Raw genomic sequence first — 12661 nt, 5'->3', positions numbered from 1 at the left:
CTTGGCCGATGCCTGTCTCCGTGATGGTCCCGTCGGCGTCGAGGAGGACGAAGGTGGGGTGGTGGCGTACGCCGAAGGCGTCGGCGACGGGACCGTCCGGGGGTTCGGTGGCGGTGAGTTCGGTGAGCGGACCGACTGCTTCGAGCAGGGGGCCGGCTTCGGTGGGCTGTCCGTTGATGACGGCGACGAGACGCGCGCCCGACGGGGTGTTCGCCTCGGCCCACCTTGGATCTCGGGGAGGCTTTCCCTGGTGGGCCCGCAGTCGGGGCGGAGGAAACAGATGAGGGCGGGGTGGCCGGCCAGGGCGGATTCGCCGACCTCGCCCCGGGGGGTGTGCAAGGTGAAGGCGGGGGTGTGGTCACCTTCGCGTACGGCGAGGGCCGGCGGGCCCGGGGCCGAGGCGGCCGGGGCGGGGGCGGCCGGGGCGGGGGCGGCCGGGGCGGGGGCGGCCGGGGCGGGGGCGGCCGGGGCGGGGGCGGCCGGGGCGGGGGCGGCCATCGTGGCGCGCCAGCGTTTGGTGACCGCGAAGGTGAGGAGGGCGTTGACGAGGGTGACCGCGGCGAGAAGGGCGAGGCCGCTGATGGCGTAGTTCACTCTGTGATCGTCCTTTCAGCGTTGGCCGGCGCGGGCGGAGAAGAAGGAGGCGAGGTCGTCGGTGAAGACGGCGAACGCGGTGAATAGACGGCGACGGCGGCGGCGAGCGCGAGTGCGGGGGCGCCCCCGCGGACCGACGAGTTGGGCGGTCAGGCTGCTCTCCCCGGCCTCGGCGCCGATCACCAGGGCCAGGACCCGGCCGCCTGCCGCCCGTGCCCGGTCGGCCCGTTCGGTGAAGTCGGGCAGGCTGTCGGTGCAGGACGGGCAGTCGTGGGAGAAGATGCCCAGCAGCAGCTCCCCGGAGCAGGAGTCGTCCTGGGTCAGGATCCGGCCGCTGAGCGCGGTGGCGGTGAAGTCCGGTAGTCCGTCTCCGGGTTGCGGCCCCTGGGCTGCGAAGTCGTCGCGTCGGCGTACGGCTGCGAGCTCCTGCCAGCGGCGCAGGATGACCATGAGCAGGACGAGGTTGAGCAGGGCGACGGCTCCCACGAGCACCAGACCCGCAATGACGTAAGGCAAGTTGCGACCCCCTGGCCGGTTGCACGGGAGAGCAGTGTGATAGGTGAGGCCTGTCGGAAGGATGCCAAGACCTTGCCAGGAACATGACGAGCTGAGCAGGATTGCGCCATGCTTGCCACGGGGTCGCATTTTCGAGTGCTGGGCAGAGTTGAGTGGTCCGTCGACGGACGCCCCAGAGCCATCGGTCGCCGCCGCGAGCGTCTGCTGCTGGGTTTGTTCCTGCTGGAGATGGGCCGGCCCCTCCCGATGGACCGGCTGATCGATCTGCTGTCGGACGAGGACGAACGCCCGCCGTCCCGGGCCGATCTGTATGTGCATGTCTGCCGGCTGCGGGCGAGCCTTCGCCAGGGCGGGTGCGACGGGTCGGTGCGGCTGGTGCGGAGCGGTTCGACGTACGCCCTGACCGGCGATCCGCAGCTGGTGGATCTGCACCGCTTCACTCGGCTGGTCGACCTGGCTCAGCGTGGCACCGAGCCGCACGAGGTTTCACGACTCGCCTCGTCCGCCCTGGCCGAGTGGCGGGGGGCGGTGCTGGAGGACGTCGCATCCGAGCGGACACGCCCAGGTGTCGGCACCGCTTTCGACGAACTGCTGCTCTCGGCGCAACTGCTCCGTGTCGCGGCGGAGTTCAAACTGCGTAACTACTGGTCGCTCGCCGCGGACCTCGCGCGGCTCACCGAGGACCATCCGGAACACGAGATGTTCTTGGCCTTCCGTGCGGCCACGCTCTACGAGTGCGGCCGTCGCGCGAATGCGCTGCGAGTGCTGTCCGCGGCGCGAACCCGAATGACCGCGCGGCTGGGGTTGGATCTGAGCCGCGAGCTGCAGGATCTGCGCGAGGCGATCCTGCGGGGCATTCCCGTGGACCGCCGTATCTTCCGCTGTGGCGCCCTCGGCGCCGTGTGACGCACCGCCGCGTCTGGCACCCACCCGGCATGGCAGGGATGGAGCCCATTGTCCGCACCGGCTGCGCCGGGTTGTCAGTAGCGGCTGCTTTCATGGCGCCATGAGCACTGTGCACGAGACCGCCGCACTCCTTCCCGACCCCGCCGACCTCCGCGCCCACCTGCGCGCGCTGGCCGTCCTGGACGCCACGCTCGGCGGCGATCCGCAGTTCTGCTGCTACACCTTCGACACGGCTTGGGGCCCCGGCGAAGAGGCAGCCCTGGTGGAGAACGGCTCGGGGGACGAGTTCTCCGTCCTCTTCACCCCGGCCGGGGTGCTCATACGCGGCTTCGACCACGAGTCGGAGATGAGCCCGTACGCGACGGATGACGAGCGGGTCTGGCCCGGCGTCATCGACGAAGTCCCCGCCGCGCTGCGTCCGATCCTGGATGAACCCGCCTTCCACGGCGAGGGCATCGACGCCCCTCGGGTCACCGTCTGCCTGTGGCGGGAGACCGGCGACACGGCCTGGCGCGCCGGCTCCGCCATCGCCTTCCCGCCCGGCAGCGAGGACCCCGACGGCTCCGGTTTCCTCTTCCACCTGCTCACCGACCGTTCCCCCGAGGCGGTCCAGGCTCACTTCGAGGACTACTACGAGCGCCCCGTCCCTCTCGACGCCGTCCGCCATGTCCTCGCCGGGCGCCCCCTCACTCCTGCGATCGCCGCAGCCCTCAACCCGGAAGCACTCTCGGACAACGCCCTGCTCCGCAGGGTCGCCGAACACTCCGAGGCCGCTTCCTACCTGGCCTGCGACGGCGAGTTCGACCTCGCCCGCACCGACCCGATCGAGCCGATCGCCCTGCCCAACGGCCTCCCGGTGGAGCCCATCGCCGGCTGCAACGCGGGCGGCACCCACTACCTCTGCGGCCCGGCCGTCCCCGGCGACCCCCGCCCCGTCCTCTACACGGACTCCGAGGGCCGGGCCTCGCTGATCGCCGAGTCCCTGGCCGAGGCCCTGACCCTCGTCGTCGTCCTCCCGTCCTGGCACGACGCCCTGGCCGGCTTCCGCCCCCCGGCCCTCAACTCCGACCACCTCGACGACCACCCGGACCACCCCGCGGTCCGTGATCGTCTCCTCACCGCCCTGGGACTCCCCCCGGCCACCGAACGGGAAGTCCTCGACCGCCTCCTCACCACTGCGGCCCGCACCGTCCCCGACGGCTTCCTCCCGCACTGCCCCGATGAGGAGGACTCCTCCTTCCAGCCGATGCTCGCCTAGAGCCCGGCGACACATTCGACCCGCAGGTGGCGGCACGTCAGAAGATCCAGCACCTGTCCAGCACGGGAAGCGGCAAGGGCCGACTCCCGAGGAGCCGGCCCAATCTGCTCCGACGGAAGCTTGCGAGCGTCCTGCGGACTCTTCAGCCAACCGCCGTCGACCGTCGCGCAATGCCTGTCGCAGAGGCTGGGCTGATCGGTTCCGGCTGTTCGGCGAGTCAGGCATGGCGGACCGGTCAAGCCGTCCGCGCACCAGCCCACGCCGGACCCCGACCCGCACCGAGCGGCGGATCATCAAGGTCCGCCTCGCACGCCTGTGGGGCCGTGCCCGCATCGCTCACCTGCTGGGGCCTGGCGCCCTCCACAGTGCACGCATACTGGCTCGCTTCGGCCTGGCCAAGTGACCCACCTCGACCGGGCAGCCGGCCGCGTCATACGCCGCTACGAACGCGACCGACCCGGCGAACTAGTGCTCCTCGCCTGCTATCCGCCGCTCACAGCGGCCAAGCGGTCAGCAAATCGCCGGGGCCGTAGGCGGCATCGAGCCCCGGACAGTCGACTCCGCTGCGCGAGACCGCCACGACTGGAACGGGTTCATCGGTGAGGGCGGCCCGGTGTCGATGGAGAGCTGCCAGGTCGTGCCGGTCGAAGGGCGACTGCTCCAGCCACTTGATGGAGCCGACGAAGATCAGCTCCTTGGCAATGGGAGCCCGGTCCGCACCAACGATGTCGATTTCGACGTCGTTGGTGCGGGTCCAGTAGCCCCCCACTGCGCGGACCGCGGGGAGCCGGTCGTCGGGCAGTATCCGGGCAAGCGCGTCGCGGATGAGCGGCTCGATCGCCCGGCCGCGCCAACTGGTCCAGCTGTCCCGGATCCGCGCCAGGCTCAGATCACCCCGCCCCCGCTCGATCTCTTCCATGGAGGGGCCGAGCAGGTGCAGCCAAAAGCGCAGGTAGGGATCTGCCACCCGGTAGCGGCGATCCTTCGACGGACGCAGCGACACGGGCAGCTCCGCGGCGACGATCCGCTTGTCCGTAAGCAGTTCCAGCGCTCGCTGCAGCGGCGTGGCCCCGATTCCGCCGGCTGCACGGGCAATGTTGGTGAAGGTCCGCTCGCCGCTACCGATGGCCGCCAGCACCGTACGCGCCTGAGCCTGCGGGGGGAATTCGGCAACCAGTGAGCGCTCGGCCGACACCAGCAGGGCCGAGACCGGGTCGCTCAGCGCCTCGCCGAGGAAGTCCCACAGCCCTGCGCCGTGCGGCCACTCCGCGCAGATCAGCGGCAGCCCGCCGGTGACCAGTGCAGCGTCGAAGGCCTCCGCCGGATCGAGCCCGAGCATCTGCCCCACTTCGGCGGGGTTGAGCGGTCCCAGCACCATCTCCCGGCCGCGCTGATGGAAGGGCCGTCCGTAGCTGTTCAGTGCCTCCATCATCGACAGATCGGAGCCGATGAGGACCAGCAGCACCGGCTTGGTCTCGAGCACCCGGTCCCAGGCCCGTTGCAGCATCCCCTCAAAGGCGCCATCGGCATCCATCAGGTAGGGCACCTCGTCGATGATGAGCACGCTCGCCCGGTCGGCGGGCAGCGCCGCAGCCAGCACATCGAACGCGGCATCCCAGCTCTCCGGTCGCGCGGCGGCCACGAGCCGCGCCATCGGCAGCGTCGATACCTGGGCGTCCCGGGCGAGCCGTGCAAGATCATCTCTAGGGGACGCACCGGTCGCCGCGTAGAACAAGAACGGGGCCCCGGAGCGCTCCGCGAACCGCTCGACCAGCCGCGACTTGCCCACCCGGCGCCGCCCACGCAACATCACGCACCGACCGGGCCGCTCCCCGCCAACCCCTGCCGCCACCTTCTGGAGCTCTCGCTCCAGCGTCGCCAGCTCCTGCCGACGACCTACAAAGTTCACCATGCCCGCCGACCTCCACGCATGATACTAACAACGACGTTACTAACGTAGACGTTAGTAAGTTCACTCGGACTCGCCAGTTGCCGCTCGTGATCACGAGTCATGGACATGCTTTTCGAGGACCGTGCCGCACCGGGCCGGTCGCGCACAGCAGGGGCCAGGGCCGGCATCCAGACGAACGCGCCCTTGGGCGCAGCCAAACAAAGAAGTGTGAGCGCAGGCTGCTCGACTGCCCCGCAACCCCTCCCACCAATGCTGCGGCCCACGAGCCGGCACGGGAACCTCGCTGGTATCCCAGCACCATCCCAGCACGCGAACTGACTCGGGGCCCGACCTCGAAAGGCCGGGCCCCTTCTGACCTGAATGTTTGCCAGATCATCGATGTAGCGGTTTCGCCACCCGCTACACGTTGAAGCGGAACTCCACCACGTCCCCGTCCTGCATCACATAGTCCTTGCCCTCCATGCGCGCCTTGCCCTTGGCGCGGGCCTCGGCGACCGAGCCCGTTTCGACCAGGTCCTCGAAGGAGACGATCTCCGCCTTGATAAAGCCCTTCTGGAAGTCGGTGTGGATCACACCGGCCGCCTCGGGGGCCGTGGCGCCCTTCTTGATCGTCCAGGCACGGGCTTCCTTCGGGCCTGCCGTGAGGTAGGTCTGCAGGCCCAGGGTGTCGAAGCCGACGCGGCCCAGGGTGGCGAGGCCGGGCTCCTCCTGGCCCATGGACTGGAGCAGTTCCAGGGCCTCGTCGTCGTCGAGCTCGATCAGCTCGGACTCGATCTTGGCGTTGAGGAAGATGGCCTCGGCGGGGGCGACCAGGGCGCGCTGTTCGTTCTTGAAGTCCTCGTCGACCAGCTCGTCCTCGTCCACGTTGAAGACGTAGAGGAAGGGCTTGGTGGTGAGGAGGTGCAACTCGTGGAGGAGCTTGCCCTTCTCCGTGCCCGCGGTGATACCGGAGGCGAAGAGGGTCTGGCCGGACTCCAGGATCTTCTGGGCCTCCTCGACCGCGGCGAGGACCGCGACCTTCTCCTTCTGGAGACGGGACTCCTTCGTGAGGCGCGGGACGGCCTTCTCGACGGACTGGAGGTCGGCGAGGATCAGCTCGGTGTTGATCGTCTCGATGTCGTCCTTGGGCGAGACCTTGCCGTCGACGTGAACGACGTTCTCGTCCTTGAAGGCGCGGATGACCTGGCAGATCGCGTCCGACTCACGGATGTTCGCGAGGAACTTGTTGCCCAGGCCCTCACCCTCCGAAGCGCCCCGGACGATACCGGCGATGTCGACGAAGTCGACCGTCGCGGGGAGCAGCCGCTGGGAGCCGAAGATCTCCGCCAGCTTGTTCAGACGCGCGTCAGGGACGCCGACGACCCCGACGTTCGGCTCGATCGTGGCGAACGGGTAGTTGGCCGCCAGCACGTCGTTCTTGGTCAGGGCGTTGAACAGGGTCGACTTGCCGACATTCGGCAGGCCGACGATTCCGATCGTGAGCGACACGTTGGCGACTTCCTGAGGAGTGAGGAATGAGGAGTGGGGCGGGGGTGGTGAGCGGGTGGAAAGGCGTCGGCCCGGGTGGGCCGATTCTCCAGTTTACGGGCGGGTGCAACCGGGTAACCACGGGTTCGGTCCGGGTGACGAATCGGTTCCCGTTCGGCCGTGTGGCATCGAACTCACCCCCAAGGTCACCCAAAGCGCGTGTCCCGCACCCGTTTCCTCCCGTTCGGCGACCTACGTTGTCCCGGTGGAGCAGCACAGGACACGTCCCCCGCAGCGCAGCCGGTCTCGGCAGGCCCCGCTGTCCCCGCAGGGCACCATCGACGAGGCCGCGGCCGTCTACCGGGTGGTGGAAACGAAGCCGGAGGGCCGGTCCCGTCCGGTGCCGCCCATCGTTCTCGCACTGCGCAGGCTGCCCAACCCCCGGCTGACCGGTATCGGCGCCGGGCTCTTCGCCACCGCCGCCATGTTCGTACTGGCGTGCCTCGACCAGCTGATCCTGGACGGTTCGTCTGCCGTGTTCGGCGCACTGTTCCTGCCGGTCAGCGCGCTGACCGCGCTGTGGGTGCGGCCCGCGGACCTGGTGACCGCGCCGATCATCGTGCCGATCGCGTTCGCCGTCGGAGTCATCCCGATCTCCGGCGGCCCGAGCGGCTTCGCGGGCCAGACCATGGCGCTCGTCACCGCACTCGCCGTGCACGCCGGGTGGCTGTACGGCGGCACTCTCGTCGCCGGGCTCATCGCAACCGTACGGAAGGTACGGCTGATGCGTCAGCGCCAGCGGCAGCGTCGGACGCAGCTCGCCGCACAGACGGCGCGGGCCGCACAGCCGCCCCGCCACCCCCAGCGCTGACCGGGGGAAGAACAGAGGAAGGGGCGGGGCGCAGCCGTCCTGTGCGCCGCGGCCGCCACCGCCTACGCCGTACCCGCTGCCGCCGCCTGCACCGTGCCCGCCGCCGACATCGCCGCGCCCACGATGCCCGCGTTGTTCTGCAGCTCCGCAGGCACCATCTCGGCCCGTACGTGCTCGATCAGGGGCAGGAACTTGTCGGCCTTGCGGCTGACTCCGCCACCGATGATGAAGAGCTCGGGCGAGAACAGCATCTCCACGTGGGCGAGGTACCTCTGCACCCGGTGCGCCCAGTGGTGCCAGCTCAGCTCCTCGTCCTCCTTGGCCTTGGTGGAGGCGTGCGTCTCCGCATCGTGGCCGTTCAGCTCCAGGTGGCCCAGCTCGGTGTTGGGGACGAGCTTGCCGTCGATGAAGAGGGCGCTACCGATCCCCGTACCGAGCGTCAGTACGATCACGGTCCCGTTGCGGCCACGCCCCGCGCCGAAGGCCATCTCGGCAACGCCGGCCGCGTCCGCGTCGTTCAGGACGGTGACGGGCAGACCGAGTCTGTCGCCGAGCAGGCCCCGGGCGTCCGTGTCGATCCAGGCCTTGTCGACGTTGGCCGCCGTACGGGTGCAGCCGCCGGTGACGACGCCCGGGAACGTGATGCCCACCGGGCCGGACCAGTCGAAGTGGCCGACCACCTCCGCCACGCACTCGGCCACGTCCTTGGGCGTGGCCGGGTGCGGTGTCAGTACTTTGTGGCGCTCCTGCGCCAGGTCTCCGCGGTCCAGGTCCACGGGAGCGCCCTTGATCCCGGTTCCGCCGATGTCCACGCCGAAGATCTGCATGCAATCCACGGTACGGGCAGGTGGCCCGGCTCACTTCCCGGAGCGGGAAGCCGTCGCTGCGCAGTCGTCACTTCTCCGCGAGTGCGGCGGCCTCGGCCCGCAGGTCACGGCGGAGTTCCTTGGGCAGCGAGAAAGTGATGGATTCCTCGGCCGCCTTGACGATCTCCACGTCCTCGAATCCGCGCTCCGAGAGCCACGCCAGGACTCCGTCGACCAGCACCTCGGGAACGGACGCGCCGGAGGTGACACCGACCGTGGAGACACCCTCCAGCCAGGCCTCGTCGATCTCCTCGGCGAAGTCGACCAGATGGGCGTCGTTCGCACCCGCGCCGAGGGCGACCTCGACCAGGCGGACGGAGTTGGAGGAGTTCTTGGAGCCGACGACGATCACGAGGTCGGCGTCCGCGCCCATCTGCTTCACGGCGATCTGGCGGTTCTGCGTGGCGTAGCAGATGTCGTCGCTGGGCGGCGAGACCAGGAGCGGGAACTTCTCCTTGAGCGCGCCGACCGTCTCCATCGTCTCGTCGACGGAGAGCGTGGTCTGGGACAGCCAGACGACCTTCGACGGGTCGCGCACCTCGACACCCGCGACGTCCTCGGGGCCGTCGACCAGCGTGATGTGCTCGGGGGCCTCGCCGGAGGTGCCGATGACCTCCTCGTGCCCCTCGTGGCCGATCAGAAGGATGTCGAAGTCCTCCTGCGCGAAGCGGACGGCCTCCTTGTGGACCTTGGTGACCAGGGGGCAGGTCGCGTCGATCGTGGCGAGCTTCCGCTCGGCGGCCTCCGCGTGCACGGTCGGCGCGACGCCGTGCGCGGAGAACATCACGATCGAGCCCTCGGGGACCTCCGCCGTCTCCTCGACGAAGATCGCGCCCTTCTTCTCCAGGGTCTGTACGACGTACTTGTTGTGGACGATCTCGTGGCGGACGTAGACCGGGGAGCCGTACTGCTCCAGGGCCTTCTCCACGGCGATCACGGCACGGTCCACGCCCGCGCAGTAGCCACGGGGAGCGGCGAGCAGGACGCGGCGGTGTGTCGGAGCAGTCATGCGTCCCATCGTAAGGCCGCGTCGGACGCGCGGAAGATCGGCGGGGTGGCGAGACTGATGCGTACGCGACTCAACGGAGGGCTCATGTCGGGGACGGGCGGCGGCAGCGGCAGCGGCAGCGGCAGCGGCAGCGGCAGCGGCGGGGTCACGGAGGCGGAGGGGGCGAACGGGGCGCACCAGGAGAAGGGCAGGCTGCGGCGGACGCTCGGCTTCCGCGATCTGGTGGTCTACGGGCTCCTCTTCATCGCGCCGATGGCACCTGTCGGTGTCTTCGGCACACTCGACGCGAAATCGGGCGGTGCGGTCGCGCTGGTCTATGTCGCGGCGACCGTCGTGATGGCGTTCACGGCCTTCAGTTACGCCCAGATGGTGCGCGTGGCCCCGCTGGCGGGCTCGGTCTTCGCGTACGCGCGCAGGGGGCTTGGGGAAGGACCGGGGTTCGTCGCCGGGTGGATGGCGATGCTCGACTACCTCCTCATCCCCGCCGTCGCCTATCTCTTCTCCGGGATCGCGCTGAACGCGCTCGTGCCCTCGGTGTCGCGGTGGGTGTGGACGGCGCTCGCGGTCGTCGTCACCACACTGCTCAATCTCTGGGGTGTACGGGCCGCCGCCCGGGTCGGTTTCGCGGTGCTCGCGATGGAGATCATGGTGCTGCTGGTGTTCCTGGTGTCGGCGGTGGCGGTGCTGGTACGGGGCGGGGCGCAGCGCGGCTGGCTGACCCCGTTCACCGGTGATTCCGGCTTCTCCGCGTCGGCGGTGCTGGGGGCGGTGTCGGTGGCCGTGCTGTCGTATCTGGGCTTCGACGCGATCGCCTCGTTCGCGGAGGAGGTGACGGGGGGCCCGTCGAAGGTCGCGCGGGCGCTGCTGTTCTGCCTGGCGCTCGCAGGCGTCCTGTTCGTGGCGCAGGGGTATCTGGCGGCGCTGCTGGAGCCGCTGACGTCGGCGGAGCTGGCCTCCGATCCGGCCGCGCAGGGCTCGGCGTTCTACGACACGGTGGACTCCTCGGTCGGGACCTGGCTGCACGATCTGGTGGCGGTCAGCAAGGCGATCGGAGCGGCGTTCGCCGCGCTGGCCGGGCAGGCGGCCGCGGGGCGGCTGCTGTTCGCGATGGCCAGGGAGCGGCGGCTGCCCCCGCTGCTGTCCAAGGTCGACGCGCGGTCCGGGGTGCCGCGGATCGCGATCCTGCTGGCCGCGACGGTGACGCTGGTGGCGGCGGTGTGGGCGGCACGGCGCGCCGACGGTCTCGACCGTCTGGTGTCGGTCGTCGACATCGGAGCGCTGACGGCGTTCGTGCTGCTGCACGCGTCGGTGGTCGGCTGGTTCGCGGTACGCCGGATGGAGGGGCCGCCGAGTTGGTGGCGGCATGTGCTGGTGCCGGTGGTGGGTGCGGGGGTGCTGATCGCGGTGATCGTGGAGGCGACCGCGAGCGCCCAGGTGGTGGGGGTGTGCTGGTTGGCGGTGGGGCTGGTGGTATTGGTGTTGCAGCGGGGGCGCCGCACGGCCTGAGGGGGCGGTGTCGCGCCGACAGCGCGTGGCTGTCGGCGTGGACGGCTGATTGTCGGTGGGGGCGGTTACGCTCGCTCGCATGGCTCTCCAAACGTCCGCGGAAGCTCCGCTGCCCGTCGGTGATGTGTCGCGGCTCATCGGGGGGTGGATCGACCGGCTCGGGGCGGTCTGGGTCGAGGGGCAGATCACCCAGCTGTCGCGGCGGCCCGGTGCCGGCGTGGTGTTTCTGACGCTGCGCGACCCGTCGCAGGACATCTCGGTGAGCGTGACGTGCTTCCGCCAGGTCTTCGACCGGATCGCGGACGTGGTGACGGAGGGGGCGCGGGTCGTCGTCCTCGCCAAGCCCGAGTGGTACGCGCCCCGCGGCCAGCTGTCCCTGCGGGCCACGGAGATACGGCCGGTCGGCATCGGCGAACTGCTGGTCCGTCTTGAGCGGCTGAAGACGTCACTGGCCTCGGAGGGGCTCTTCGCGCTCGACCGGAAGAAGCCCCTGCCGTTCCTGCCGCAGCTGATCGGACTGGTCTGCGGACGGGCCTCGGCAGCCGAGCGCGACGTCCTGGAGAACGCGCGACGGCGGTGGCCCGCGGTGCGTTTCGAGGTGCGCAACACGGCGGTGCAGGGGGTGCACGCGGTCAATCAGGTGGTCCAGGCCGTGAAGGAGCTCGACGACCTGCCGGACGTCGACGTGATCGTCGTGGCGCGGGGTGGCGGCAGCGTGGAGGACCTGCTGCCGTTCTCGGACGAGCAGCTGATCCGGACGGTCGCCGCGTGCCGTACGCCGGTGGTGTCGGCGATCGGCCATGAGCCCGACTCCCCGCTGCTCGACCTGGTCGCGGACCTGCGCGCCTCCACGCCGACGGACGCGGCGAAGAAGGTCGTGCCCGATGTCGGCGAGGAGCTGGACCGGGTGCAACAGCTGCGGGACCGTGCGCTGCGGACCGTGCGCGGGCTGCTGGACCGGGAGGAGCGGGGGCTGGCGCATGCGCTGGGCCGCCCGTCGATGGAGCGTCCGCAGCGGATGGTGGACGAGCGGGCGTCGGAGATCGATGCCCTGATCGGGCGGGGCAGGCGGGTGCTGGGGCATCTGCTGGACCGGGCGGACTCGGAGCTCGCCCACACCCGGGCGCGGGTGGTCGCGCTGTCGCCCGCGGCGACGCTGGAGCGCGGATACGCGGTGCTGCAGCGGGCCGACGGCCATGTGGTGCGGGCCCCCGCGGACGCGGGGGCGGCGGGCGATGTGCTCCGTGCGCGGGTCTCGGGTGGCGAGTTCGCGGTGCGGGTCGCCGGTGAGTGAGCAGGAGCGCGGCAGGGGCGCTCCGGACGGTGGATGCCCGGCGCGCGGGCGCCGGACGGGTTCGAAGGGCGGGCCCGCGGATGACGACGGACGAGATCGAGGGCTCCTGGCGGGCCGGAACGTAGGGTGGGGCGCATGACGGACGACGGGACTACGGCGGCTGCCGCGGGCACGCTCGGATACGAGCAGGCCCGTGACGAGCTGATCGAGGTGGTGCGCCGCCTGGAGGCGGGCGGTACGACGCTGGAGGAGTCCCTCGCGCTGTGGGAGCGGGGCGAGGAGCTGGCGAAGGTGTGCCGGCACTGGCTGGAGGGCGCGCGCGCCAGGCTGGACGCGGCCCTGGCGGGACCGGCCGACTCCGAGGAATCCGCCACGGCAGCCGACAACGGCTGAGACCGCCCGGCCGTGCGCGAGAGCCACGACGGGCGCCGCACCGGAGGAGCCGTCGACGGCACAGAAGAG

At 70.6% G+C, this 12661-nt stretch carries 11 protein-coding genes and 1 pseudogene; 7 read left to right on the top strand and 5 right to left on the bottom strand.

Annotation, left to right across the window (positions count from 1 at the left end; genetic code table 11):
• Positions 1-609 precede the first annotated feature (609 nt).
• Entirely contained in the window at positions 610-1110 is a 501-nt protein-coding gene (locus ACF1B9_RS05545; RefSeq protein ID WP_391739220.1) for a hypothetical protein, read from the bottom strand.
• Between the two features lie 135 nt (positions 1111-1245).
• On the opposite strand from ACF1B9_RS05545, the gene ACF1B9_RS05540 reads away from it, so the two are divergent.
• The 3 genes and pseudogenes from ACF1B9_RS05540 to ACF1B9_RS05530 all read left to right on the top strand — a co-directional run.
• Positions 1246-2016 (top strand): BTAD domain-containing putative transcriptional regulator, encoded by a 771-nt coding sequence (locus ACF1B9_RS05540; RefSeq protein ID WP_391739219.1) that lies wholly within the window; start codon positions 1246-1248, stop codon positions 2014-2016.
• A 100-nt stretch (positions 2017-2116) separates the two neighbouring features.
• Positions 2117-3274, top strand: a complete 1158-nt coding sequence (locus ACF1B9_RS05535) for a hypothetical protein (protein WP_391739218.1) — start codon at positions 2117-2119, stop codon at positions 3272-3274.
• 187 nt (positions 3275-3461) lie between these two features.
• Positions 3462-3745, top strand: a pseudogene (locus tag ACF1B9_RS05530) (IS481 family transposase); the annotation flags it as partial.
• A gap of 22 nt (positions 3746-3767) precedes the next feature.
• On the opposite strand, the gene ACF1B9_RS05525 reads toward ACF1B9_RS05530, so the two are convergent.
• Both ACF1B9_RS05525 and ychF read right to left on the bottom strand, forming a co-directional pair.
• Entirely contained in the window at positions 3768-5186 is a 1419-nt protein-coding gene (locus tag ACF1B9_RS05525) for an ATP-binding protein (RefSeq protein WP_391739217.1), read from the bottom strand.
• Between the two features lie 399 nt (positions 5187-5585).
• Positions 5586-6674, bottom strand: coding sequence for a redox-regulated ATPase YchF (gene ychF, locus ACF1B9_RS05520; RefSeq protein ID WP_391739216.1), 1089 nt, complete (start codon positions 6672-6674; stop codon positions 5586-5588).
• 244 nt (positions 6675-6918) lie between these two features.
• Between ychF and ACF1B9_RS05515 the strand changes: the two genes are divergently transcribed.
• Positions 6919-7524 (top strand): DUF6542 domain-containing protein, encoded by a 606-nt coding sequence (locus ACF1B9_RS05515; protein WP_391739215.1) that lies wholly within the window; start codon positions 6919-6921, stop codon positions 7522-7524.
• A gap of 62 nt (positions 7525-7586) precedes the next feature.
• On the opposite strand, the gene ppgK is transcribed toward ACF1B9_RS05515, so the two are convergent.
• The gene (gene ppgK / locus ACF1B9_RS05510) at positions 7587-8351 is read right to left on the bottom strand and encodes a polyphosphate--glucose phosphotransferase (RefSeq protein ID WP_391739214.1); all 765 of its coding nucleotides are present in this window, start codon (positions 8349-8351) and stop codon (positions 7587-7589) included.
• 67 nt (positions 8352-8418) lie between these two features.
• Positions 8419-9408 (bottom strand): 4-hydroxy-3-methylbut-2-enyl diphosphate reductase, encoded by a 990-nt coding sequence (locus tag ACF1B9_RS05505; protein WP_391739213.1) that lies wholly within the window; start codon positions 9406-9408, stop codon positions 8419-8421.
• Positions 9409-9456: 48 nt separating this feature from the next.
• On the opposite strand from ACF1B9_RS05505, the gene ACF1B9_RS05500 reads away from it, so the two are divergent.
• The 3 genes from ACF1B9_RS05500 to ACF1B9_RS05490 all read left to right on the top strand — a co-directional run bounded on the left by ACF1B9_RS05500 (position 9457) and on the right by ACF1B9_RS05490 (position 12592).
• Complete coding sequence (locus tag ACF1B9_RS05500; RefSeq protein WP_391795892.1) at positions 9457-10905, top strand: APC family permease; 1449 nt, start codon at positions 9457-9459, stop codon at positions 10903-10905.
• Positions 10906-10984: 79 nt separating this feature from the next.
• The gene (gene xseA, locus ACF1B9_RS05495) at positions 10985-12199 is read left to right on the top strand and encodes an exodeoxyribonuclease VII large subunit (protein WP_351079480.1); all 1215 of its coding nucleotides are present in this window, start codon (positions 10985-10987) and stop codon (positions 12197-12199) included.
• Positions 12200-12334: 135 nt separating this feature from the next.
• Entirely contained in the window at positions 12335-12592 is a 258-nt protein-coding gene (locus ACF1B9_RS05490) for an exodeoxyribonuclease VII small subunit (RefSeq protein ID WP_391739211.1), read from the top strand.
• The last annotated feature ends 69 nt before the right edge of the window (positions 12593-12661 follow it).

Source organism: Streptomyces sp. NPDC014727 (assembly GCF_043083485.1).
Taxonomy (GTDB): domain Bacteria; phylum Actinomycetota; class Actinomycetes; order Streptomycetales; family Streptomycetaceae; genus Streptomyces.
The sequence above is the reverse complement of the archived record's forward strand: the minus strand, read 5'-3'. Positions and strand labels throughout refer to the sequence as shown.